The sequence below is a fragment of the Cupriavidus plantarum genome (genome assembly GCF_905397285.1).
In the GTDB taxonomy this organism is placed as follows: domain Bacteria; phylum Pseudomonadota; class Gammaproteobacteria; order Burkholderiales; family Burkholderiaceae; genus Cupriavidus; species Cupriavidus plantarum.
In genome coordinates, this window is record NZ_CAJPUX010000004.1 from 118351 (window position 1) to 143150 (window position 24800).

22 protein-coding genes are annotated in these 24800 nt (G+C 66.9%); 6 read left to right on the plus strand and 16 right to left on the minus strand.

Annotated elements, in window-relative coordinates; all coding sequences use genetic code 11:
- Positions 1 to 84 precede the first annotated feature (84 nt).
- Positions 85 to 798: a DJ-1/PfpI family protein gene (locus KHP16_RS18125; RefSeq protein WP_211960832.1), complete on the plus strand. Its 714-nt coding sequence runs from the start codon at positions 85 to 87 to the stop codon at positions 796 to 798.
- Complete coding sequence (locus KHP16_RS18130) at positions 795 to 2099, plus strand: aminotransferase class I/II-fold pyridoxal phosphate-dependent enzyme (protein WP_211960833.1); 1305 nt, start codon at positions 795 to 797, stop codon at positions 2097 to 2099. The genes KHP16_RS18125 and KHP16_RS18130 overlap by 4 nt, the downstream gene beginning before the upstream one ends.
- 10 nt (positions 2100 to 2109) lie before the next feature.
- On the opposite strand, the gene KHP16_RS18135 is transcribed toward KHP16_RS18130, so the two are convergent.
- The 8 genes from KHP16_RS18135 to KHP16_RS18170 all read right to left on the minus strand — a co-directional run bounded on the left by KHP16_RS18135 (position 2110) and on the right by KHP16_RS18170 (position 9977).
- Positions 2110 to 2994: an MBL fold metallo-hydrolase gene (locus KHP16_RS18135; RefSeq protein WP_211960834.1), complete on the minus strand. Its 885-nt coding sequence runs from the start codon at positions 2992 to 2994 to the stop codon at positions 2110 to 2112.
- A 36-nt stretch (positions 2995 to 3030) separates the two neighbouring features.
- Entirely contained in the window at positions 3031 to 3480 is a 450-nt protein-coding gene (cynS, locus tag KHP16_RS18140; protein WP_109584561.1) for a cyanase, read from the minus strand.
- A gap of 40 nt (positions 3481 to 3520) precedes the next feature.
- On the minus strand, positions 3521 to 4471 hold the full coding sequence (locus KHP16_RS18145) for an ABC transporter ATP-binding protein (RefSeq protein ID WP_109584560.1): 951 nt from the start codon (positions 4469 to 4471) through the stop codon (positions 3521 to 3523).
- Between the two features lie 7 nt (positions 4472 to 4478).
- Positions 4479 to 5390 (minus strand): nitrate ABC transporter permease, encoded by a 912-nt coding sequence (gene ntrB, locus KHP16_RS18150; RefSeq protein ID WP_109584559.1) that lies wholly within the window; start codon positions 5388 to 5390, stop codon positions 4479 to 4481.
- Between the two features lie 13 nt (positions 5391 to 5403).
- A complete protein-coding gene (locus KHP16_RS18155; RefSeq protein ID WP_115955231.1) occupies positions 5404 to 6819 on the minus strand; it encodes a CmpA/NrtA family ABC transporter substrate-binding protein in 1416 nt (471 codons plus the stop codon).
- Between the two features lie 73 nt (positions 6820 to 6892).
- Positions 6893 to 8251 (minus strand): FAD-dependent oxidoreductase, encoded by a 1359-nt coding sequence (locus KHP16_RS18160; RefSeq protein ID WP_211960835.1) that lies wholly within the window; start codon positions 8249 to 8251, stop codon positions 6893 to 6895.
- Positions 8248 to 9387, minus strand: coding sequence for an acyl-CoA dehydrogenase family protein (locus tag KHP16_RS18165; RefSeq protein WP_179594568.1), 1140 nt, complete (start codon positions 9385 to 9387; stop codon positions 8248 to 8250). Before KHP16_RS18165 ends, KHP16_RS18160 begins: the two co-directional genes overlap by 4 nt.
- 50 nt (positions 9388 to 9437) lie before the next feature.
- Entirely contained in the window at positions 9438 to 9977 is a 540-nt protein-coding gene (locus KHP16_RS18170) for an OsmC family protein (RefSeq protein ID WP_109584555.1), read from the minus strand.
- A 322-nt stretch (positions 9978 to 10299) separates the two neighbouring features.
- Here KHP16_RS18170 and KHP16_RS18175 point away from each other — a divergent pair, with 322 nt between their 5' ends.
- From KHP16_RS18175 to KHP16_RS18185, 3 genes are all read left to right on the plus strand, one after another.
- A complete protein-coding gene (locus KHP16_RS18175; protein WP_115955392.1) occupies positions 10300 to 11823 on the plus strand; it encodes a sigma-54-dependent Fis family transcriptional regulator in 1524 nt (507 codons plus the stop codon).
- Between the two features lie 126 nt (positions 11824 to 11949).
- Complete coding sequence (locus KHP16_RS18180; RefSeq protein WP_109584554.1) at positions 11950 to 12702, plus strand: SDR family NAD(P)-dependent oxidoreductase; 753 nt, start codon at positions 11950 to 11952, stop codon at positions 12700 to 12702.
- Positions 12703 to 12896: 194 nt separating this feature from the next.
- Complete coding sequence (locus KHP16_RS18185) at positions 12897 to 15137, plus strand: rhodanese-like domain-containing protein (RefSeq protein WP_211960836.1); 2241 nt, start codon at positions 12897 to 12899, stop codon at positions 15135 to 15137.
- 36 nt (positions 15138 to 15173) lie between these two features.
- Here KHP16_RS18185 and metC read toward each other — a convergent pair whose 3' ends face one another.
- The 7 genes from metC to KHP16_RS18220 all read right to left on the minus strand — a co-directional run bounded on the left by metC (position 15174) and on the right by KHP16_RS18220 (position 22272).
- Entirely contained in the window at positions 15174 to 16391 is a 1218-nt protein-coding gene (gene metC, locus KHP16_RS18190; RefSeq protein WP_211960837.1) for a cystathionine beta-lyase, read from the minus strand.
- Entirely contained in the window at positions 16388 to 17218 is an 831-nt protein-coding gene (locus KHP16_RS18195; RefSeq protein ID WP_211960838.1) for an amino acid ABC transporter ATP-binding protein, read from the minus strand. The genes metC and KHP16_RS18195 overlap by 4 nt, the downstream gene beginning before the upstream one ends.
- Positions 17205 to 17900 (minus strand): amino acid ABC transporter permease, encoded by a 696-nt coding sequence (locus KHP16_RS18200; RefSeq protein WP_109584550.1) that lies wholly within the window; start codon positions 17898 to 17900, stop codon positions 17205 to 17207. The genes KHP16_RS18195 and KHP16_RS18200 overlap by 14 nt, the downstream gene beginning before the upstream one ends.
- Positions 17890 to 18630, minus strand: coding sequence for an amino acid ABC transporter permease (locus KHP16_RS18205; protein WP_109584549.1), 741 nt, complete (start codon positions 18628 to 18630; stop codon positions 17890 to 17892). The genes KHP16_RS18200 and KHP16_RS18205 overlap by 11 nt, the downstream gene beginning before the upstream one ends.
- The gene (locus KHP16_RS18210; protein ID WP_115955251.1) at positions 18630 to 19421 is read right to left on the minus strand and encodes a transporter substrate-binding domain-containing protein; all 792 of its coding nucleotides are present in this window, start codon (positions 19419 to 19421) and stop codon (positions 18630 to 18632) included. The genes KHP16_RS18205 and KHP16_RS18210 overlap by 1 nt, the downstream gene beginning before the upstream one ends.
- Before the next feature lie 124 nt (positions 19422 to 19545).
- The gene (locus KHP16_RS18215; protein ID WP_415831217.1) at positions 19546 to 20538 is read right to left on the minus strand and encodes a tripartite tricarboxylate transporter substrate binding protein; all 993 of its coding nucleotides are present in this window, start codon (positions 20536 to 20538) and stop codon (positions 19546 to 19548) included.
- Between the two features lie 120 nt (positions 20539 to 20658).
- Complete coding sequence (locus tag KHP16_RS18220) at positions 20659 to 22272, minus strand: rhodanese-like domain-containing protein (RefSeq protein WP_211960839.1); 1614 nt, start codon at positions 22270 to 22272, stop codon at positions 20659 to 20661.
- 190 nt (positions 22273 to 22462) lie between these two features.
- Here KHP16_RS18220 and lhpI point away from each other — a divergent pair, with 190 nt between their 5' ends.
- Positions 22463 to 23413 (plus strand): bifunctional Delta(1)-pyrroline-2-carboxylate/Delta(1)-piperideine-2-carboxylate reductase, encoded by a 951-nt coding sequence (gene lhpI / locus KHP16_RS18225; RefSeq protein ID WP_211960840.1) that lies wholly within the window; start codon positions 22463 to 22465, stop codon positions 23411 to 23413.
- A gap of 42 nt (positions 23414 to 23455) precedes the next feature.
- Here the strand turns inward: lhpI and KHP16_RS18230 are convergent, their stop codons facing one another.
- Positions 23456 to 24622: a GGDEF domain-containing protein gene (locus KHP16_RS18230; RefSeq protein ID WP_211960841.1), complete on the minus strand. Its 1167-nt coding sequence runs from the start codon at positions 24620 to 24622 to the stop codon at positions 23456 to 23458.
- Between the last annotated feature and the right edge of the window lie 178 nt (positions 24623 to 24800).

A 24800-nucleotide genomic window follows, 5' to 3' on the forward strand; every position in this document is an offset into this window, starting at 1 on the left:
GGGTCCGGGATCGTCCTATCTTTTGTCCTAGTTCATATATTATATGAACTAGGACATTATCGACTTCCGCGCACAGGAGGCGCCATGACCCCTATCCCCACCGACATTCCCCTGAAGATCGGCGGCCTCATCTTTCCGAAGATGGACCAGTGCGATTTCACCGGCCCGTTCGAGGCGCTCGCGCGCGTGCCCAACTCGACGTTCTTCACCATCTGGAAGGACACGCAGCCCGTGCGCGATATGGCAGGCATGCAACTGCTGCCCGACACCACGTTCGACGAAGCGCCCCAGCTCGATGTGCTTTTGGTGCCGGGTGGCCATGGCCAGGAGGCGTTGATGGCCGACGAAGCGGTGCTCGGCTTCATCCGCCGCCAGGCCGCGTCCGCGCGGTATATATACTCCGTCTGCACCGGCGCCCTGCTCTGCGGCGCGGCGGGCCTGCTGCAAGGCAAGCGCGCGACCACGCACTGGACCGCGATGGAGACGCTGCCATACTTCGGCGCGATCCCCAGCGACGACCGCGTGGTCATCGACGGGAAGTACGTGAGCGCGGGGGGCGTAACATCCGGGATCGACGGCTCGCTGATCATGGTGTCCCTGCTGCGCGGCGAAACCGCGGCGCAGGAGTTGCAGCTGTACATGAACTACGACCCGCAGCCGCCGTTCAACGCGGGCTCGCCAAAGACGGCGCCGGCATCGATCGTGCAGACCGTTACGCAACGCGCCGCACCGATCACGGCCCAGCGGCTCGCGACCGCGAAGGCATATCAGGACAAGGCTTCCAACCCATCACGATGAAAGCGGCGGAGATTTTCAGCAGTCTGGAGGACCGGATCGTTCGCGGCGAGCTGCGCGCGGGCGATGCCTTGCCGACCGTGCGGGAGGCCGCCGAGCTCTGGCGGGTCAACAAGAACACGGTTGCCGCGGCATACCGCATGTTGCAGAACGCGGGGCTGATCTTCAGTTCCGGGCGGAATGGCTCGGTGGTCGGCGGTCCGGTGGCGCCGCATGCGGCCACTGGCTGGACGCCATCGTATGACGGGGTCATCGCCGCCAATGGTGGCAATCCCGATCGTGCGTTGCTGCCCAGCGCGCTGATGGTGCGCGCGCAGCTGCAGAAGATCTCGACCGACCCGCTCCTGTATGGCGAGGCGGATGAGGCGGTCCCGTTGTTGCAATGGGCCCGCGAGTCTTTCGCGGGCGACGGTGTGCCCGCCGAGTCCCTGTTCGTCGGCAGCGGAACGATGGCCGTGCTGGACATCGCCCTGCGTAACTGCCTGTCACCGGGCGATGCGGTCGCGCTCGAAGACCCCGCCTATGCGACGACCATCGGGCTGGTACGGTCCATCGGGCTGAAGCCGGTGCCGATGGCCATGGACGCGCAGGGCGTGCGGCCTGAAGCATTGCAGGCCGCCATCCAGGCCGGCTGCAAGGCGGTAATCGTCAGCACGCGGGCGCAGAATCCCACCGGCATCTGTACGTCTGCCGAGCGCGCGAAGCAACTGGCGCCCATCGTCGCCATGGCGAAGCAAACCCTGTTCCTCGACGACGATCACTCCAGCCTGCTCGAACTCGCGCCTTACCGGTCCGTTGTCTCTGCGAATGCCGAGCGTTGGCTGGTAACGCGTTCTGTCTCCAAGTTTCTGGGCCCCGACATGCGCGTGGCCGTCGCGGCCGGCGATGCGCTGACGGTCGCGCGCATCGCGCGGGCGCAGGCCTATGCAATGGGATGGGTCAGTTCGATGCTGCAGCGGCTCGTGGGCGGCCTCCTGCAACAACCCGCGGTGCTGTCCCGCGTGCGTGAGGCGGGCGCCGTCTATCGCGAGCGATATGCCTACATGAAGAAGGCCCTGCGCGGTATCGGCATCGAAACGGTGGGCACCGCGGGCTTCAATATCTGGGTGCCGTGCGAGAACGAGGCGCTCGTTGCACAGAGCCTGCTCGGCAGCGGCTGGCGCATCCGCACCGGCGCGGACTTCACGATCGAAGCGGCACCCGGCTTTCGTGTGACGACGGCCGCGCTGGACAAGGACGCAGCGGATGCGTTTGTGGCGGCATTGGCCCAGGCAATGACCGTGCGGCCGCAGCAGCTGGCCTGACGCCAACCGTTCACGCGGAGTGCAATGCCAACGGTACCTTCAGATAGGCCGTGCCATTATCCTCCGCTTCCGGCATGCGGCCGGCGCGGATGTTGATCTGTACCGAGGGATAGTAGAGGTTGGGCAACGCCAGCGTGGCGTCGCGCGCGGTGCGCATGGCTACGAAATCTTCCATCGACATCTCGTCGCGGACATGGACGTTGGCGCGTCGCTGCGTGAGGACGTCGGTTTGCCAGCGAACCTGCGGGCGACCGGCTGGCGGATAGTCGTGGCACAGGAATAGCCGGGTCTCCGGCGGCAGCGACAGCAGGCGGCGGATCGAGCGATACAGCCTGGTTGCGTCGCCTCCGGGAAAATCGCAGCGGGCGGTGCCCACGTCCGGGTGGAACAGCGTGTCCCCCACGAACACCGCGTCGCCATCGATGCGGTAGGCGATGTCGGCCGGTGTGTGCCCCGGCACATGCATCGTGGTGGCGGGCAGCGATCCGATGGTGAACGGCTCGTCGTCGCCGAACAGATGATCGAAATCGGCGCCGGCGGCCGCTCCGGCAGGCCCGCGCAGCCCGGCGAGATTGAACGTCTCGCCGAACACGCGCTGCACCTCCACGATATGCCTGCTGATGCCGACACGTCCGCCCAGTTGCCCCTTCAGATACGCGGACGCCGACACGTGGTCGGCATGCACGTGCGTCTCCAGCAGCCATTCCACGGCGAGCCCCTGCGCGCGCACGTAGCCGGCCACGCGATCGGCCGGTTCCGTCAGCAAGCGGCCATGCCGCACGTCGAGGCCGAGCACGGGGTCGATGATCGCGCAGCGCGCGTCGCCTTCCCCATGAACGACGTACGTGAACGTGGCCGATGCGGGATCGAAGAAGGGTTGGATATGAGCCGGCATGCCAGGCACCCCGAATCGCTTGTGACAGGTAGCAGGTTAGTACGTCTTGTAGGGCAGGAACTTGCCCGACAGCACGACGTTCACGCGATCGCCCTTCGGGTCGTGCGTGCGCTGGATGTCCATCGAGAAATCGATCGCGCTCATGATGCCGTCGCCGAACTCTTCATGGATCAGTTCCTTGATGGTCGTGCCATACACATTCACCAGTTCGTACCAGCGATAGATCAGCGGATCCGTCGGCACGGCGGTCGGCAGCGACCCCTTGTACGGCACGACCTGCAGCCATGCCACCGCCTCGTCCGACAGTTCGAACAGCTTGCCAATGGCCTCCGCCTGCGCCTTGTCGAAGGTCATCTGGCCGAGGCAGCCCGCCGTCGTCCACTCCTTCGACATGCCGGTCAGTTCAGCCACATCCGCCCACTTGATGCCCTTGCGGACCTTGGCGGAAACGATCATCTGGGTCACTTCTTCACGGCTGGAAATCATGTTGCCTCCTGGCAGGTTGTGTGGGTCAAATCGGGGAAAACTACGCGACGGCGCTGACACCGGCGGCGCCGCCCGCCGCCACGTCGTCGTCCGTCTCGAGGCCGGGACGAACGATGCGTGTGACGGGCAGCTCGGCGACATCGCCCGAGCGCTGCTGGATGGTCGTGGAACGACGCACCAGAAAATCGACGAGGTGGTTGCGGATGCGATAGAACTGCGGATCGTGGTGGATCGTCTCGCGCGTGCGGGCGCGCGGCAGCGTGTTCACCACGATCTCGGCGATGCGTGCCTTCGGACCATTGCTCATCAGGAAGATCTTGTCCGCGAGCAGGATGGCCTCGTCCACATCGTGCGTGATCATGAAGACGGTCTGATGCGTGGCCGCGCAGATCTTGAGCAGCTCGTCCTGGATCACGCCGCGCGTAAGCGCATCGAGCGCGCCGAACGGCTCGTCCATCAGCAGCATCTTCGGTTCCACCGCGAATGCGCGCGCGATGCCCACGCGCTGCTTCATGCCGCCCGACAGCTCGGACGGCTTCTTCTTCGCGGCGGCCGTGAGGCCCACCATCTCGATGAAGCGCGCGCCATGTTCGGCGATCTGCCGGCGCGACCATTTCGGATGCCGCGAGCGCACCGCGAACGCGATGTTCTGCTCCACCGTCAGCCACGGCAGCAGCGCATGACCTTGAAAGACGACGCCACGGTCGAGGCTCGGACCGGCGACCTCCTTGCCGTCCATGATCACGTAGCCGCCACTGGCTTCCTCGAGCCCGGCCAGCACATTGAGGATCGTGCTCTTGCCGCAGCCCGAATGGCCGATCACGCAGACGAACTCGCCGCGCTCGATCTCGAAGCCGACGTTCTCGAACACCGGCGGCAGATCGGGGCGATAACGCTTGCTCAGTGCCTCGACGGAGAGGAAGGACCGTCCCGCATGACCGGAAGCGCCGCCGCCGGCCGCACCCCCGGCATCGGTTTGCGAGAGGAACATCGCGCGCTTATTCCGCATAACTCACCTTCAGTTGAAGCCGTGCAAACAGCATGTCCAGCACCATCCCCACCACGCCGATCACCAGCACCGCGAAGATCACGTTGGAGAGCGACAGGTTGTTCCATTCGTTCCACAGGAAGTAACCGATGCCGCTGCCGCCGATCAGCATCTCAGCCGCCACGATCACCAGCCACGCGATGCCCATCGAGATGCGCATGCCCGTGATGATGGTCGGCGCCGCGGCAGGCAGCACCACCCGAAAGGCTTTCCGCAGCGGCGTGACCTCGAGCGTGCGCGCCACGTTGAGCCAGTCCTTCCGCACGCCCGCCACGCCGAACGCCGTGTTGATCAGCATCGGCCAAATCGAGCAGATAAAGATCACGAAGATGCCGGAGACCGTCGAGTCCTGGATCGTGTACAGCGCGATGGGCATCCACGCGAGTGGCGAGATTGGCTTGAGCACCTGCACGAACGGATCGATCGCGCGATACAGCAGCGGCGACATGCCGATGACAAACCCGAGGGGAATGGCCACCAGCATGGCCAGCAGATAACCAAGTCCCACGCGCACGAGCGAATGGGCCAGCTGGATACCGATGCCTTTGTCATTGGGACCGCGATCGTAGAACGGGCTCTTGAGATGGCCCATTGCCACCGTTGCGAACTGCGCAGGTGTCGGGAAGCCCGTGGCGCGCTTCTCCCCGGCGCTCTGCGCGGGGCCGGCGGGGGGCGCCTGGCCCATCAGCGCGGCATACTCCGCGGCGTCGGCATCGGCGCCGCTCTGCGCGGCGTGCGATGTGCCCACGCCACCCGCGCCACCCGTGCCCCGCGGCTGCGTCGATACCTGCCAGATGCCGAGCAGCAGCAACAGCATCACCAGCGACAGGATCGCGGCGCGGATCTTCACTTGCGTCGTCATGACTCCTCCTGCCTCAGGCGCGCTTGATCTCGAAGCTATCGACGTAGCGCTGCGGCGCACTCGCGTCGTACACCTTGCCCATCACCGTGATCGGACGATTGCCGTTCTTGCCCCCGCTGGCCGCTTCCGTCATGCCGAGCGCCGCCATCTGCTTTTGCGCGTCGGTCAGCAGGAAGACCTGCTGCGCGATCTGCTGATAGTTGACGTCGCCCTTGATGTAGCCCCAGCGCTTCATCTGCGTGAGCATCCACGTGGCCATCGAGTACCACGGCATCGGATCGAAATCCGCGCGATCGGGTTCGTTGCGGACCTTGCCCAGGCCATCGGCAAAGCGGCCGCTCAGCGCCTGCAGGATCACGGTCTCCGGCTGGTTGAGGTAGTTCGCGGGCGCGATGGCCTTGGCGATATCCGCGCGGTTCTCCTGCTTGCGCGCCATGGCGGCGGCATTGAGGACCGAGCGATAGAGCGCCGCGAACGTATTGGGGTTCTGCTCGATGAAGGCCTGCGACGTGCCGAACGCGCAGCAAGGGTGGCCGTTCCAGATCTCCTTCGACAGGATGTGGATGAAGCCGATCTGGTCGTACACCGCGCGCTGGTTGAACGGGTCCGGCCCGAGGAAGCCATCGATATTGCCCGCGCGCAGGTTCGCGATCATCTCCGCCGGCGGCGTGACGCGCAGCTGCACGTCGCGGTCCGGGTCGAGCCCATGCTCCGCCAGGTAGTAGCGCAGCAGGAAGTTGTGCATCGAGTATTCGAACGGAATCGCGAACTTGAAGCCCTTCCAGTTGCGCGGATCGCGATTGTCCTTGTGTTTGAGCGCGAGCGTGATCGCCTGGCCGTTGATGTTCTGGATCGTAGCCACGCGCATCGGCTGCGCGGACGAGCCGAGCCCCATCGAGATGGCCAGCGGCATCGGCGCGAGGAAGTGCGATGCGTCCAGTTCCCGGTTGAGCATCTGGTCGCGCACAAGCGCCCAGCCCGCCGTCTTGACGAGCGTAACGTCCAGGCCCTGCGCCTCGTACATGCCCATCGGCGAGGCCATGATCAGCGGCGTCGCGCAGTTGATGGGAATGAAGCCGACCTTGAGCGACTTCTTCTCGATGGGCCCCGACTTCTCGAGCGCCGCGGCGCGCAGGTCGTCCATCGGCAGCATCGAACCGACCGCGGCCATCACGGCGCTTGCTCCGACCGCCTTGAGCAGGCGGCGGCGCGTCGCATCCTCGGGGAACAGCGCGCGCACGGCGGCCGCCTCGACAAAGTCGTTCGACAGCAGCTCCGCATCGCTCGCGCGAGCGCGTCGTGCTTCCGCCGCGGCGCGATCGTGCGCGTCCTGCGAATGATGCTGGCCGCACTGGCAGCCGGACAGCGACGTGTCCGCATCGTAGGGGCGGTACAGGCTCTGATCGCCTCGCTTGCTCTGTTCGTTCATCTCGGGCACCTTGGATCGTTGAGAGGTCTTTCTGCGGTCTGGCTTCGGGAATACGGGAAATACTCGGGAATGCTCAGGCTGCGATGGCCTGTCTGGCGGTACCCGCCTGCAACGTCGCGATGGCCACGCCATCGCGCCACTGCTGCATATGAAGAAAGTCGGCCGTTTCGTCGATCACGCGCCATTCGCCATCGCGCATGGGCGTGCCATGCACCACGATGGGTACGGATCGCGTCTTGAGGCGCACCACGGGATGGCGATGTTCGTAGCGCGCCCCGCCATGGCCGGTCACCGCGTGCGCGATCGCCGCCGCCTGCTGCGCGATCGGCTCGATGAAGCGGCACGGCGCTCCGTCCACGCTGATGCAATCGCCCAGCGCGTACACGTCGCGCGCGCTGGCCTGGAGCGTTTGCGGATCGACGACAAGGCCTTTGTCGAAAGCAAGTCCCGCGCCACGTGCCACCCGGCCGTCGGTAACAAGACCGGTCGCCACGACGATTTCGTCGGCGTCGATCGTGGCGCCATCGGCGAGGCTCAGCCGCTTGCTGCCGCCTTCGGTTTGCGCAACGCCAGCCACCACGCTGGCGCCCATGAAACGCACGCCGATCTGCGCGAGGCCCGCGCGCAGCCGCAGCGCCGCCGCTTCCGGCAGCATGTTGGCGAGCGGCAGCGGCTGCACGTCGATGAGCGTTACGGTATGCCCCGCGCGCGCGAAGTCTTCGGCAAGCTCGCAGCCGATCATGCCCGCGCCGACGATGGCGACCCGCTGCCCGTCTTGTCGCTGCCCTCCGGCCAGCCGCGCCTGCAGACGTGTCCATCCGGCCAGGTCGTTCACGCGCCAGCACAATGACGGCGCCAGCGCCGCGGGCATCGCGGGCCGCGCGCCAATGGCCATGATCAGGTGCGTATAACGCAGCGTGCCGCGCGTGGTGCGCAGCTGGTGCGTCGCCGGCGTGAGGCCGACGACGAAGGTCTCCGTCAGCAAGCGCACACCCAGCCGCCGTGCCGCATCGATGGCCGATTCGCGCACGAGCGAGGCGGGCGCCATGCCGCGGCTGAGGGCGATCGACAGCTCGGGCTTGTGATAGCGGTCGCCCGCGCAGGACGTCACCATCGTGATGGGCACGTCGGCATCGAGCCGCCGGATCGCCTCCACGGCGCTCCATCCCGCGATACCGGCGCCGACCACGACGATGCCGCGGCCACGCGCGGTAACGGGAACCGGCGATGCCGCGGGCGGCATCATGACCGCCACGTACGGTTCGAAGTCCGCCTTGACCACACCGCACAGCGGGCACTCCCAGTCGTCGGGAATGTCCTCGAAGCGCGTGCCCGGCGCGAGGCCACTGTCCGCGTCGCCCTTCTCTTCGTCATAGATGAGCCCGCATGCGCGGCAGATGAACTGGCGCCACGGCTTGGTTGCGGCGCTCATGCCGGCACCTCCTCGCGCGACAGGCGTGCCATTTCCCAGCGCAGATGCTTGATGGCCGGCGTGACGATCGCCGCGAAGTGCGCCTCCCGGATGCGCCGTTGCGCGGCCGAGCTCATGAGGTAACCGCGCGCGCCCTGATGCAGGAGGGCGGACTGCGATGCGCGGAGCGCCAGTTCGGCGCCCTGCGCGCGTGCGTCGAGGACGTCGAGCAGATAGTCCTTGCCGCCATCGAAGGGATTTGCCGCGAGCCGTGCCACGCGCTGCTCGAGTTCATCGAGCTCCCCCTGGATCTCGTCGGGCCGATCGTTGAGGAAGCGGTTGACGTGGCCGAGCAACGGCTCCACCTCCAGCATCGCATCGATACTGCCCTGCACGATGCCGGTGGCCATGCCGATCTGCAGCAGGATGAACGCCGCGCGGATGCGGGCGATGAACGGCTGCGCCGGATCGGCGATCAACAGGTCTTCGCCGACGAACAGGTCGTCCACACGCACGCCCCATGTGCTTGTGCCTTCCATGCCCGAGAACTCGGGACACTGCCGCAGCGTGACCGCACCCGTGCAATGGAGCATGAACATGATGTCGTGCGACGGCGCGCCGTCATCGCGATAGACGGTGGCAATCGCGCCGCAGTACTGCCCCTGCGCGATATGGCTGACCCACGGCAACGCGCCGCTCACGCGATAGCCCCCGGGCACACGCGTGGCGCGCAGCAGCATCTTCTCGATGCCCGCGAACGCCTTCATCGGGTTCGAGAGCGCCGTGCCGCCCAGCGTCTGGCCTGTCGCGTGCGTGGACAGCAGCGTTTGCAGCGCGGGGTTGCCCGAGGCCTCCATGTAGAGGCCGCAGACGTCGTGGCACCATGCGAGGAACCCCGTGGAACCGCAACGCCGGCTGATCGCCCGCATCGCGTCGAGCGCAAGGCCATACCGCGCGCCGCTGCCCGACAGATGCGCGGCGAACGCGCCGGCCCTGCCGAGTCCGGCCATGATCTCGCGGGGATAGTGCCCCTCGTGATCGATGCGGGAGGCCGCCTCCGCCAGCGGTCCGTCGGCGATCGACGTGACCTGCCGCATCACCATCGCGTCGGTCCACGATGGCTCGAATATCGATGCACTGCCTACAACGGTGGTCATGGCGGTTCTCCCGTGGGTCTTGACCTTCGGTACGCGTCGTCGCTGGCTTGTTATTCGGCCAGGCCGATCGAGAACGCCACGGGATTGCGCATGGTATTGGCCACCGGCGAATGGAAGTTGGCGTGCTGCACGATGTCGTCGAGCTGCTCGCGCGTGGCGTCGCCTTCGATCAGCACCTTCACGCGAATCGCCTGGAAGCCCATGTCCGATGGCTGGCGCTCCGCACCGCCCGCTCCCCAGGCAGCCGTGTTGCTGATATCGGCTTCGAGGAACACCTCCAGGCGCGACAGACGGACTTCGCGGTACGTGGCCACGGCCGTGATGCCGACGCACAGGCAACCGCCCAGCGCGGACAGCGCAATCTCGCCGGGCGCGGGCACGGTGTTCTCGCCAAACAGGTGGGGCGGCTCGTCTACGACGACGGGGTTGTGATCGCCCGTGAAGCTCCACGAACGAAACTGGCCCTTCATGACGGTATGGACCTTGTTGATGCCGCGGCGTTGGGGGTTCTCGCGGCCGGCGGCGGCGAACTTCAGAAGGCCCTCGCGATCGATCGGACGCAGGTAGGTGGTAACGGTCTCGGTGGTCAAGGCGTGCTCCGTGTGGGGGTTGGGTTCGGGACAGGCGGCGTTGCCTGTTATGACCCTTATCGCAATGGGCGTGCCAATGGGCGGAAGGCATCGCAAGCCGTTGATTTGCTTATGTTTTATGAAGATCGGCTGTCTGCACGGAACGAGGGGGAGGCGACCAAATTGTCGACAATGTCGACAATTTGTCAGGTCGCGCGGCATACTTCGGCGATCCGAGCAAGGAGCCCCTACGGTGCGCGAGCAGACGACGACCCCGGAAACCGACCCCGAAGCCGGCCTTGGCTACTGGCGGCAGCAGGAAATGCTGTTGCTGGAGCAGGTCATGGCGCTGGTCGGCCGCAGCCTCTCCCCCGACGTGACGCTGCGCGAGATGCTCCATCTGATGTCAGAGCTCTTGGGTCTCAATCGCGGCCGGGTGGTCCTGCTTGACGAGGAGACCGATACCGCCAGCATTCGCTTCGCGTACGGCCTCACACGCAAGGAGATCGCGATGGGCGTGTACAAGGTCGGAGAAGGCATCACGGGCCGCGTGCTCGCCGCGGGTCAGCTGACCATCGTGCAGGACATCGATCAGGAACCGCGATTCCTGTTCCGCGCGGTGCAGCGCGCGCATCTGCCCGAAGGCATGGTGTCGTTCATCGCGATGCCCATCAAGATCGCGCAGCAGACCGTGGGCGTGCTCGCGTGCCATCGCATCCGCATGCGCAATCGCGCGCTCAGCGACGACCTCACGATCCTGCGGATCCTTTCAACGCTGGCGGGGCAGCTGTTGCAATTGCAGGCCACCTTGCGCGCCCGCACGAAAGTGCTCGAGCAGCGCAACGAGATGCTGTCGCGCGCGCTCCAGACGGAAGCGGCGCGCTACGGCATCGTCGGCACGGCGCCCTCGGTGCTGCAGGCGATCTCCGAACTGGAGCGCGTGTCCGACGCCACGGCGAGCGTGCTGCTGATGGGCGCGTCCGGCACCGGCAAGGAATTGTTCGCGCGCGCGTTGCACCTCGCCAGTCCGCGGCGCGAGCGTCCCTTCATCAAGATCAACTGCGCGGCCATTCCCGAAACGCTGTTCGAGTCGGAACTGTTCGGCTACGAGCGTGGCGCGTTCACGGGGGCCAACGCCGCACGCGCGGGATGGTTCGAGCAGGCCAATACGGGCACGATCTTCCTCGACGAGATCGGCGAGTTGCCGCTGTCCATGCAGACCAAGCTGCTGCGCACGCTGCAGGAAGGCACGATCACGCGGCTCGGCGGCAAGCGGGAGATCGCCATCGATGTGCGCCTCGTTGCGGCGACCAATCGCGACCTGGAACAAGAAGCCGCGCGTGGTGCGTTTCGGCAAGACCTCTACTACCGGCTCAACGTGATTCCCATCCGGCTGCCCGCGCTCGCCGATCGCCGCGAAGACATCCCCGCGCTCGTCCTCCATTTCCTCAATCACATCAACCAGACGCACCAGCGCAACGTCAACCTCACGCAGGCGGCGATCAACCGGCTCCAGAACCATGACTGGCCCGGCAATATCCGCGAACTGTCGAACCTGATCGAACGGCTGGTGCTGCTGGCGGACAATGCGATCGTCGACGCGCCCGAGGTCGAGCGCATCCTGCCGAAGGGCGATGCCACGGGCCGTGTCGCGGCGCCGCCGGCGGCCATCCCCGCGCGTGCCGCGACGCCTGACATCGCCCCGCCGCTGGTCCGCCCCTACACGCCCGCCCGGTCGCACTCCGTACAGGAGTTGCGGCAGGCACTCGCCGACGCCGGCGGGAACAAATCGCGCGCGGCGCAGCAGCTGGGGCTCACGGTGAGGCAGTTCGTTTATCGGCTGGACAAGCTCGATGTAATCCCATAGCGGTCCAACAGCCCGTCATTACATTTTTGCAACGATGGTTTGCAATCACTGCTGTTTCTTCTTTGTTCGTGAGCGAATAAGCTTCGTTCATCGGATCTCGGATCCCAAACGTTCAAGGAGAACATCATGGCTGGCAAACTCGAAGGCAAGGTCGCACTGGTTACTGGCGGTACGAGCGGCATCGGTCTGGCGACCGCGAAGCGTTTCGCAAAAGAAGGGGCATACGTCTACGTGACGGGCCGCCGTCAGGCGGAACTCGATGCGGCAGTCGCCGCGATCGGCAACGCCACCGGCGTGCGCGTCGATTCCTCGAAGCTCGATCAGCTCGACAAGCTCTACGAACAAATCCAGGGCGAGCGCGGCCATCTCGACGTGCTGTTCGCCAACGCCGGCGGCGGTTCGATGCTGCCGCTGGGCGCCATCACGGAAGAGCAGTACGACGACACGTTCAACCGCAATGTGAAGGGCGTGCTGTTCACGGTCCAGAAGGCACTGCCTGTGCTGGCCAAGGGTGCCTCCATCATCCTCACCGGTTCGACGGCGGGCAGCGCGGGCACCGCAGCCTTCAGCGTGTATTCCGCATCGAAGGCCGCGGTGCGCGCCTTCGTCCGTAGCTGGATCCTCGACCTGAAGGATCGCAACGTCCGCGTGAATACGCTGAGCCCCGGCGCTACGCGCACCCCGGGCCTCGTGGAACTGGCCGGCCCCGATGCAGCTCAGCAGCAAGGCCTCGTGGACTACCTGGCCTCGCAGATCCCGATGGGCCGCGTCGGCGAACCGGAAGAGATCGCCGCGGCGGCCGTCTTCCTCGCGTCGGACGACGCCAGCTTCGTCAACGGCATCGAGCTGTTCGTGGACGGCGGCCAGCAGCAGATCTGATCCACGCGACGCCCGCGCCGCCAGCGCCGCCGGCTTGATGTCGCCGAGCGGGCTGAGCGGCGCGGCGACATCAAGCCGGCGGCGCCCGTAAAGCATAACGGTCTGCGCAATTGTTCGTTCCCCTGCCTGCGGCACGCTCATAGAGTGGGAGTCTGCCATCCCACATCCGGACCATTCGTCCGTCACAGACCAGCATGAGCGCGCATTCCCAAACTTACGCCACAACCGGCGACATCTACAGCCGTCGCCAGGCCGCCGTGACGGCCTTTATCGCCGCCGCAAAACAGCACCTCGACAGCGATGCCCCGCTGACGCACGACCGCCTCAAGCCCGTGGCCGAAGCGCTCGAGCAACTGGGCCTGCAACGCGACCTGTTCCCCGATGACCATTTCCGCGTCAGCGCGGAGTATCCCGCGCAGGTGTATCGACTCACGGAAGATCCGGACGGCCGGTACGCGCTGTACGTGTCCGCCGGACTGCCCGGCAAATCCCAGCCGCCGCACGATCACACGACGTGGGCCATCATCGCCGGTATCACGGGCCGCGAACGCAACGTCTTCTTCAAGCGCGAGAAGACCGGCGATCCCACGCGCGACACGCTGCACGAGCGCGGCGGCAGCGACGTCGTGGCCGGCACGTCGGTCAGGCTGCTGCCCGACGACGTGCATACGATCGAGCTGATCGGGGAGGATCGCGGCCTGCATCTCCATTTCTACGGGCTCGCGCTGGACAGGCTCCATCACCGCGTCGTCTTCGACAGTCCGCAAGGCGGCAGCTTCCGTACGTTCGGCCCGCCGCGACGTCTGGCGGCGCCGGTCATCGATGCGGCGGCGCTCAAGGCCGCGCTGAGCGATGGCCAGGAGATCGCGCTGCTGGACGTGCGCGAGGCGGGCGTCTTCGCGCGCGGCCATCTGCTGCTGGCGGCTTCCGCGCCGCTGTGGCGGCTGGAGTTGCTCATCGACAGACTGGTTCCGCGCCGCGATACGCGTATCGTCCTGACGGATGGCGGCGACCATCGCGACCAGCTTGCGCACGACGCGGCCGCCAAGCTCGCGCGGCTCGGCTGGCATAACGTTGCCGTGCTCGAAGGCGGCGTCGCGGCATGGGCGGAGGCGGGCAACGAAGTCTTCAGCGGCAGCAACGTGCCCAGCAAGGCGTTCGGTGAGGTCATCGAGCATCGGAAGCACACACCCTGGATCGACGCGCGCGACCTGCACGCACGCATCGAACGCGGCGACGACATCGTCGTGGTCGATAGCCGCACGACCGAGGAGTTCGCCGACTTCAGCCTGCCATTCGCGCACAGCGTGCCGGGCGCCGAACTCGTCTATCGCATCGGCGAACTGGCGCCGCGGCCGGAGACGCTCGTGGTCGTCAACTGCGCCGGACGCACGCGCAGCATCGTCGGCGCGCAAACGCTGATCGACGCGGGCATTCCGAATCCGGTGGTCTCCCTCAAGGACGGCACCATGGCGTGGCTGCTCGAAGGCCGCGCGCTCGCGCATGGCCGCGCGACGCCGCTGCCGGAACCTTCCCCGGAAGCCATCGCGCAGGCGCGCGAGCGTGCCGAACGCGTCGCCAAAGCTGCCGGTGTGCAACGCATCGACGGGGACACGCTGGCCAGCTTTCTGCAGGGCCATGACGGCCACGAACGCCGCACGGTTTACCGTTTCGATATCCGCACACGCGCGGAGTACGAGTCGGGCCATCTGCCAGATTGGCGCTGGGCACCGGGTGGGCAGCTCGTGCAGGCCACGGACGAGTACGTCGGCACGCGCCACGCACGCATCGTGCTGGCAGACTTCGATGGCGTGCGCGCGCTGACCACCGCCGCATGGCTTGCACAGCTGGGCGCACATGACGTGTTCGTGTATACGCCCGCGGCGAATGCCGAGCTTGTCACGGGACCGGAGCCGATCCGCGTGCTGCCGTCGCGAACCGCCGCCGCCACGATATCCGTGCAGCAGGCCCGACAGCAGTTGGAAGCCGGCCGCGCGCGATTGTTCGACGTGGAGCGCCGCGCGCCTTACGAAAAGCGCCATGCGGAAGGCGCGTGGTTCGCGGTGCCGGATCAGCTGGAGGCACTGGTCGCGGACCTGCCCGCCGAGCAGGCCATCTTCCTGACCTCCTCCGACGGCGTCCTCGCCCGCATCGTTGCCGCCGAGCTCGCGGCACGGACGAAGCGGGAGGTCCGGGCGCTGACGGGCGGCACGCAGGCATGGGTGGCGGCCGGCCTCCCGACGGGAAGCGGCGCGGCGCGTGTACTCACCGGCGACGACGACTACTGGTTCAGCCCGTACCATCAGCCGACGGAGGTCCAGCGCCACGCGGGCTTCCGTTCCTACCTCGACTGGGAAGTGGGCCTTGTGGCGCAACTCGAGCGCGAGGGCGACATCGGCTTCCGGCTCGTGCAGACCGCCGGCGACGCCAGATAAGCCGCCGGCAGACGTCAGGAACGGCCGGGCCTTCGGTCAGCGCAACGCGCGATGGAAGGCCTGGTCGAGGTCGGCAATGAGGTCGCGCGCGTCCTCCAGCCCGACATGCAGGCGGATGACGGGCGCGGGATCCTGCCAGGCGCGATAGGCCCGCAGCCTGTCGGGCGGCGCCACGAGCGCAAGGCTCTCGTAGCCGCCCCACGACGCGCCGATCGCGAACAGCCGCAAGGCATTGACGAACCGCCCTGCCGCCGCGGCATCGGCCCCGCGCAATGCAAACGACACCAGCCCGCTCGCTCCCGTGAAGTCGCGCCGCCACAGCGCATGGCCGGGATCGTCCGGCAACGCGGGATAGAACGTCCGGCTCACCTGTGCTTGTCCATGCAGCCATTGCGCGACGGCTGTCGCGTTGGCCTGATGCTGCGCGAGCCGGACCGGCAGCGTGCGAAGCCCGCGCAACGCGAGGTAAGCATCGTCGGCGCCGATCGTCAGGCCGAGCGCTTCATGTGCCGTGCCGATGCGTCGGGCCAGATCGTCGCTATCGACGATGACCGCGCCCTGCATCACGTCCGAATGGCCCGCGATGTATTTCGTCGACGCCTGCACCGAGATATTCGCGCCAAGCGCCAGCGGCTGGAGGAACCAGCCGCCGCTCCACGTGTTGTCGATGGCCACCGGCACACCGCGGTCTCGCGCAACCGCCGCCAAGGCCGGCAGGTCCAGCACGTCGAACAGCAGCGAGCCCGGCGATTCGAGGTACACGAGCTTCGTCTCGGGCCGGATCAGCGCCGCGAGGTCATCGTGATGCGGGGAGAAATACTCGAGCGTGATACCAAGCCGCTGCAGCAGGTCGAGATCGACACGGCGCAGCGGCGCGTACACGCTGTCGGACACCAGCGCATGGTCGCCGGGTCCCAGCAGCGCGAGCAGCACGAGCGAGATCGCCGACAGCCCCGATGGCGTGAGGAATGCACGCCGGCCGCCCTCGAGCTCGCACAGCGCGTCCTCGAGCGCCGCATGCGTATCGAGCCCATGCCGGCCATAGGTCGGCACGCGCTCTTGCGCGGCGCGGCGGTGCTGCCGATCGGCGAGCGTCTCCACGCTGTCGAAGCGCACGGTACTCGTGCGCACGACCGGGACGTTGACGGGGCCGACGCCCTCATGAAGACGCGCCGCGCCGGCGTGCAGCAGCCGCGTGTGGTGGCCGCGTGGGGCAAGCGCCGGGTCAGGTTGTGAATGATTGCCTTCGCTCATGCGGAATCCTCTGCGGTTTGCAACGATGGGGAGCGCGGCGCGTAGGCCGCGTTGAAGGAGGCCGGCAGGCGAGGCACGGCGCCGAGCGCCCGGCGCAGGAATGCGCGGGTCCGTTCCTGCACCGGCTGCCCGAAGATCTGCTCGGGCGGCCCATGCTCGACGATGCGCCCGGCCTCCGTGAAATAGATGCGGTCGCTGATCTCCGCGGCGAACCGCATCTCGTGCGTCACGAGTACGCAGGTCAGGCCCTCGTCGACGAGCTCGCGGATCACGGTCAGCACTTCGCCCACCGTTTCCGGGTCGAGGGCCGACGTCACCTCGTCGAAGAGAATCAGCTCCGGGCGCATCGCAAGCGCGCGCGCAATGGCGACGCGTTGCTGCTGTCCGCCGGAAAGCTCGCCGGGATAGGCGCTGGCCTTGCCGGCCAGTCCGACCTTGCCGAGCAGCGCGTGCGCGTCGTGTTCCGCCTCCGCCCGCCCGCGTCCGATCACGCGCGTGGGCGCGATGACAAGGTTCTCGAGCACGGTCAGATGCGGAAACAGGTTGTACTGCTGGAAAACGAAACCCACGCGCTTGCGCAACGCGATGAGATCGGCTTCTGTCTGCAACGTATCGACGGCGGTATCGCCGACGAGAATGCTGCCGCGCTGCGGACGGAGTAGCCCCGTCATGCATCGCAGGATCGTGCTCTTGCCGGAGCCGGACGGCCCGATGATCGTCACGGCCTCGCCGCGCCGCACATCGACGTCGATACCCTTGAGGACCTCCGTGCCGCCAAACGCAAGATGCACGTCCCGTAGCGTGACGGCTGTATCAATATCGGGCATGGCGGCGCTCCAGTGCGCGCGTGGCGCGCGAGATGGGATAGCAATACAACAGGAACAGCATCAGGAGGCTGAAATAGATAAGGATCGTGAAGTCCGTGCGCGCGACGGTATTGCTGGCAACCTGCGCGGCGTCCACCACGTCGTGCACGCCCACCAGCGATGCGAACGATGTGCTCATCGTGATGCTCGCGTACAGGTTCATCCAGGGCGGCAGCATGCGGCGCACGCACTGCGGCAACACGATGAGCCGATAGATCTGCCCACGCCGGAAGGCCAGCGATTGCGCGGCCTCCCACTGCGCGCTCGGGATCGACTGGATCGCGCCACGGAAGATTTCCGCCACGTTCGCGCTGGCTGGCAGCGCCAGCCCCAGCACGACCTTGACCCAGTCCGGGAACGGCACCGTCCACTGTCCCACCTGCCACTCGAACGGAAACACATAGGTCGTGAAGTAGACGAGCACGAGCACTGGCGCGTTACGGAATGCCTGGACCCACCAGCGCGCCGCCACGCGAAGGGGGCGCAGCGCGGAGAGCGACAACGCGCCGATGACGAGGCCCGCCACCGTGCCGATCGCCATGGCCAGCACGCTGATACCGATATTGGCGGCCATGCCGCGCAGCAGCACGGGCATCCATGTCGCCAGATGGCCGAAGGCGAGTTCGATGGAATCACTGACCATAGCCGGGCATGCGCAGGCGGCGCTCGAGCCATCGTCCCGCCACGCTGACGAGCCACGTCAGCAGCCCGAACCACGCGAGGATCAGCAGCAGCAATTCGAGCACGTTGTCGCGCTGCGTCCAGATCATGATCGATTCATAAGTGACATCGCCCACGGCAATCGCGGAGGCGAGCGCGGTCATCTTGACGAGATCGACGAGGTTGTTGACCAGCGCGGGCAGCGCGAAGCGCACGGCGAGCGGCAGTTCCACGCGCGCGAGCATCTGCCGGCGGGAAAAACCAAGCGAGCGCGCCGCTTCCAGCGTGACGCGCGGCACCGCTTCGATGCCCGCCCGCAATGCCTCCGCGTGGAACACGGCCTTGTGCAGGGACACGACGAGCACGACCCAGAAGAACGGCGTGAGCGGATTGCTCCCCCCATGCTGGCCGAGCCATTGCGTGATCAGCATGTTCAACACGAGAAACCCGCAGTACAGCTGTACCAGCGTCGGCGTATTGCGCGTCAGTTCGACAAAGGCGCGAGCCGGTGCCGCCAGCACACGCCGGCCCGACGTCAGCATGGCCGCCAGCAGCGCGCCTGCGGCGAGGCTCACCGGTATCGTGAGCACACACAGTTCGAGGCTTACGCGCAGCCCGCGCAGAAATGCCGTGCGCTCTGCCGTGTCCAGCAGAAAGCCGTAATTAAGGCCGATCGCCTTCAGCGCGGCGATCAGGCCGCCAACGGTCTCCATCAGGCCGGCTGGCGCAACTGCTTCTGCAGCTCCGGCAGCAGCGGCTGCGGCGGCGTAATGCCAAGGCGCTTCTCGGTGTCGATGAGCCAGCCCGTGCGATGCCACGTCTGCACGACCTTGTCGACGGCGGCGACCGTATCGCTCTCGCCTTTGCGCGCCCAGACGACCGACGGCGCCGGCAGGATTTCCGTGGGGATGGGGGCGGCATAGCCGGCCCACTCCGCGTTGGTACGCAGCAGCGGATGGATCAGCGTCGCATCGTGCACGGCGGCCACGCACTGTCCGCCCCGCAACGCGAGCAACGATTCCGCCGCCGTCTTGAACCCGCGCACTTGCGCGCCGTACTGTTCCTGCAGCGGCTTGACGAAGCTGCTGCCCTGCGACGCGCATACGGTCTTGCCGCGCAGGTCCTCCCATTGATGGATGCCGCTGGTCTTGAGCACCGCGGCCGTGCCGCCCACGCGATAGAACGGCGTGGGCGCGTACGACAGGATCTCTCCGCGATCGGCGTTGTACTCCATCGACGCGATCAGCAGATCGACCTTGCCTTGCTGAAGAAACTGGACGCGATTGGACGGGTTGACCTGCACCAGTTCGGCTTCCACGCCGAGCCGCTTGGCGAGATCGCGCGCGAGCTCCGGATTCCAGCCCACGAGTTGCTGCGTCGCCGGGTCGATCGAGCCGAACGGGCCGCCGTTGACGAGCACGCCGATCGCGACCTTGCCGCGCTGGCGAATCTTGTCGAGCGTCGCGTCGGCCCAGGCCGTCGAGACCCCGGTCGTCAGAAGCATGAGGGCGGCGACGGCGCGAATTTTTGTACGGACTTGCGGGCGAAACTGAGGGCGGCGAACAGCAATATGCTTGGACATGGCGATGGCAGGAAGGGTGTTGGCAAACATGGGATCGATGCCGGGTTCAGTTGAGCGTCAGTCCCGCCGAAGCGATCACGGCGGCATAGCGCGGGAGATCGCGCGTCAGCGTGGCATCGAGCTCGCGCGGATTCGACGCCACGACGTTGAAGCCGGCTTCTTCGAGTTGGGCATGCGTGGCGGGGTCGGCAAGCACGGCGGCGGCGTCGCGATAGATGCGCTCGACGACTTCCGTCGGCGTGCCTGCCGGCGCGAGCAGACCCTGCCAGCTCTCGACGGCGAAGTCTTTCACGCCCGCCTCCGCCATCGTGGGCACCTGCGGCAACGCCTTCGAGCGATAGGGCGTGGTCACGGCGAGCGCGGTGAGCTTGCCCGTGCGCACGTAGTCGGTGACGGCGGCGAGCGTGATCAGCGTGGCATCGATATGCCCGCCGAGCAGATCGAGCGTGGCGGGTCCGCCGCCCGGATAGGGAATGTAGTTGACGCGAATACCGAGCTGCCGCGCGAGCATTTCGTGCGCGACGTGCGCGATGCCGCCATTGCCCGGAAGTCCCAGCGCCAGTTCGCCCGGCTTGCGGCGGGTGTAGGTCACGTAGTCCTGGAACGAACGGACGCCGAGGTCGGGCCGCACGACAAGAATTTGCGGACTGACCACGGCCTTGATCACGCCGCGAAATGCGTGATTCGTATCGTAGGGCAGGCGCTTGAACAGCGAGGCGTTCAGCGTCACGCCTTCGCCGCCGAGCAGCAGCGTGCGGCCGTCGGGCGCCGCGCGCGCGACCTGTGCCGCGCCGATCGTACCGCTTCCCCCCGCGACGTTCTCGACGATCACGGTCTGATGCCAGCGCTCCGCAAGTTTTACCGCGAGGATGCGCGCGAGCTTGTCGGCGCTGCCGCCAGCCGAGACCGGAACGACGATGCGCACGGGCTTGCCGTTGTCACTGGCGCCCGGCCCCTGCGCGCCACAGGGCAGCGCCATCGCGAGAAGGGCAACGGCGGCGATGAAACGTTTGACACTGGGAAGGGTACGGCGCGGCATGATCGGTACGAAGCGGTTGGCTCGGATGTGGAACCAACTAGCTTAGTGAGCGACACGCCGGATCAGAACGAATCGTTTCGCGCATCCATATGCGCATATGCACGGAACGCTCGGGGGGATTCAGCTGTGCGCGGGCAGGCGGAAGGTGGCGAGTTCCTGCGCGTCGAGTTGCGCGATCAGGCCCGTCTCCCACGCGAGGTAAGCGCGCGCGGCTTCCTTGTTGCCGTCATGTCGGTCATGCACGAAAAAGAGGTAGTCGATGCAGCGCGCATCGGGCAGCGATTGCACGCCTGCATGCAATGTGTGGCCCGCTTCCGTCCACGCGCCGATGCCGCCGGCCAGCACGCGCACGTCCCGATAGCCATGCGCATGCAGGTCGCCGATGGCGAGACGGGCTGCGGCGGCGCTCTTCTTGTCGTCGACCACCACGATCGAGACGGACTTCGGCACAGCGCCGAGATCCTCCGCCAGCCGCGGACGGATCGACCACACGCTGCCGGGTATGTGGCCCGCGCGATAGGCCATGCTGTCGCGAAGATCCACGACGCGCGCGGCACCGGCGGCAAGACTGGCCTGCAACTCCGCCGGCGAGATCGAGCTTGCGTCGTGCGGCGTCGGCAGCGGGCCGGAGCGCGCCGACAGATGCGCCGCGCGTCCGGCATCGAGGCCGCCTTGCAGGACCACCGCATCGTGTCCCATCTGCCGCAGCCAGCTGGCGATGATGGGCGCGCGCACACCATCCGCATCGAAAACGATCAGCCGCGCGCGGCGGACGCCGACGTACTGGTCTGTCGCCTGCACGAGCTGACCGCCGGGCGTATGCTGCGCGCCCGGCAGCGTGCCGGCCGCGTATTCCTGCCCCGTCCGCACGTCGCAGAGGAATGTGGTCCGGCTGGCGTCGGCGAGCCACGCGGCCGCATCCGTCGCGGCGATATGCGGCACATCCAGACGCGACGAGAGCGCCTGCACGCCGCTGCGCGCGCGGCGCACCGATTGCGGCGACAGCGTGTCCGGATAACGCGCCGTGCCGCCATGCTCGAGTTCATGACCGCTCAGGTACCAGCCCTGCGTACCGTTCTCGAGCGCATACACCGGGTTCTCGACACCCGCATTGATCAGCGACTGGGCACCGATGATGCTGCGCGTCCGGCCGGCGCAATTGATGACGACGGGCGTCGAGGCGTCCGGCACGATGTCGCGCAGACGATAAGCGAGTTCGCCGTTGGGGCAACAGATCGCACCGGGGATATTCATCTTGCCGAACTCGCTCACCGGGCGCCCATCGAGCACGACGGGCGCGTTCGCGGAACCCTGCATGGCGGCGAGTTCGGCCGCCGTGACGCGAGGCGTCCCGAAATGATGCTCGACCAGTTCGCCGAAGACCTTCGAGGGAACGTTGACGCCCTTGAAGATCGCGTGCCCGGCGGCCTGCCACGCCGGCACACCGCCAGCCAGCACATGCACGTTCGTATAGCCAAGCACGGCCAGCGCGCGCGCGGCGGCGTCCGCCACGCCATCGCCATCATCGACGAGCGCGATGCGCACGTCGGGGCGTGGCGCCAGGCGTCCCACGTCGGCTTCGAGCCGGCTGAACGGCAGCGGCACCGCGAACAGCGGATGGCCTTCGCCATACTGCCCGTGCTCGCGCACATCGAACAGCGCGATCTCCTGATCGTCGTGGACCCACGATTTGAGCGTTGCGGCGTCGATCGTGCGGATGGAAGCGTTCGGCATGTCGGATTGGTCGAGAGGCGCGTCGAAGAGGCGGACCATTCTAGGCACCTCGCCGAGACCCGCAAAGCTGCGAATTGTCATGCGGTTATGCGCGAATCGTATATGAGGCATCCATGCCGACACCTCCCGATGACGCGCGCGGCGCAATCGGGCTAGCATTGGCGATCTTCCACATCCAGAAGGAGCCGTCGTGCTGCAACCCGATGCCGCGCTGCTGAGAGCGCTGCTGCCGTTCCCGCGACTGATACCCGCCCTGCGCGATGCATTCGCCGCCGGTGCCACCGTGCCGCTTCGACACACGCACCATATCGGCGAGGCCGGCCAGCCCGGCGCCGGTATCTCCCTGCTGATGCCCGCCTGGGACGATGCCGGCTTCTACGGCGTCAAGATCGTCAACATCTTCGAGGGCAACGCCGCGCACGGACTGCCCGGGCTGCACTCGACCTACATGCTGTACGACGCGCGGACCGGCGCGCCGCTGGCCATGTTCGACGGCAACGAGATCACCTCGCGCCGCACGGCGGCCGCGGCCGCGCTGGCGGCGGACTATCTGGCGCGCCCGGACGCGCGTTCGCTGCTCGTGGTCGGCGCGGGCCGCGTGGGCAGCCTCGTGGCACCGGCCATGGCGGCCGTGCGTCAGCTGGACCGCATCGCCATCTGGAATCGGGATACCGCGGCGGCGGCGCGCTGCGCGCAGGCATGGCGCGATCAGGGCCTGCCCGCGGCCGTGGCAGACGATCTGGAGGCCGCCGTGCGAGAGGCCGATATCGTCAGCTGCGCGACGCTCGCCACGACGCCGATTATTCGCGGCGAATGGCTGGCTGCCGGCAGCCACCTCGACCTCATCGGCAGTTTCACGCCCCGCATGACCGAAGCCGACCCCGCGTGCTTCGCCAACGCCTCGGTCTGGGTCGATACGGACGAGGCGCCAGCGAAGGCCGGCGACCTGATCAACGCGTTCGCGGCGGGCTGCCTCTCACCGGAGGCACTGCGCGGGAATCTGACCGATCTTGCGCGGGGCACCCGCGGGGGCCGGGAGTCGGCGGATGAGCGGACCGTGTTCAAGGGGGTCGGCACGGCGCTGGAAGACCTCGCCAGCGCGCGCCTCGCCTATCAACAACTCACCGCCTCCGCACGCTGACGCGTCGGCGAGTGCGGGACGGGGCGACGCTTGCCGCGATGGTCACGCCACGAGCGCCGCGCCGGCAATCTCGAGCCGGTTGCCGCCCAATGACTTCGCGCGATACAGCGCCTGATCCGCCGCCGCCAATGCAGCGGTGAGCGTGGGCGCGTTATCGTCGTACTGCGCCAGGCCAATGCTGACGGTGGCCAGAATGCCACTGCTCTCGATACGGTTAGGAATCGCTTCCGCGAAACCCCGGGCGATGGCCTGCCCCAGTGCCGGCGCGCGGCGCGCGTGGTCGCCGGTCAGCAGCGCCGCGAATTCCTCGCCGCCGATGCGGGCGAGCAGCACATCTGCGCCCAGCACACCGCGCGCGATGTCCGCGAAGGACCTCAATACGGTGTCGCCGGTCTGATGCCCGTGAATGTCGTTGATGGCCTTGAACTGGTCGAGGTCGAACGCCAGCACGGCCACGGAGCCATGGCCGCGGGCGCCATCGAGGATGCGCGCGCCATGTTCGAAAAACCAGCGGCGGTTCCCGAGGCGCGTCAGGTAATCGGTCTGCGACTCGCGCAGCAACTGGCCATGCATCTCCTCGCGGATGAGCTTGAGCAACGTCATCGGCAGCACGACCGAGAACAGCACGCCCTCGTACATCGTGATCTTGCTCGCCATCGATTGCGCGACGGGACCGTACGCGGTGACGACCCACGGGAGGATGACCGTGCGCGCCACGTAGAACAGGGAATGAATACCGGTGACCGCGGCGACGATGCGCCGCGAATGCAGCGACTTCATCTCCTCGCAGCGCAGCATCTCCCACGCCGTCATGCCGCTGATCAGCGCGATCGGAAACGCGCTGACGTAGGCCCAGATCGCATCCTGATAGCGTGCGCCGCCGATGAGCCATATCGATGCCATGCCGATCAGGATGACCGCCGCGCGCCCCCGCACGTTGCGCCCGTTGAGGGACGCCACGCCGCCGAGAATCAGCAGATAGCCGCACAGCATGATGAGGTTGCTGATCATGGCGCCGCTGAAGCCGGGCAGCTTCTTGCGGACGAGCACCATCACGCAGCCGGTCGCGAGCGTCGCGAATCCGGCCGCCAGGATACGCAGCGAACGGCTGCGCCTGGGGTTCGTCCGGTGCTCCCAGAAAATCATGCCGGCGCTGGCCAGCAGCGTGCCGATTGCCAAGAGGTAAAGGGTGAGTAGATCGACGTACATCCCGAATGTAAAGACATTGCGCCAGTCATGCGGAGGTCCCCGCGGCGCCAGCCGAATTCTACGTTGGAATTCCCATCGCGCGATGGGCCGAATCGTTCACTTTTGAGGGTTTCCCGCGAGGCAAACCCTCACTTCTGTCCATCGGCACCGCGGTCCCGACATTGAGGGTCCGGCGCGA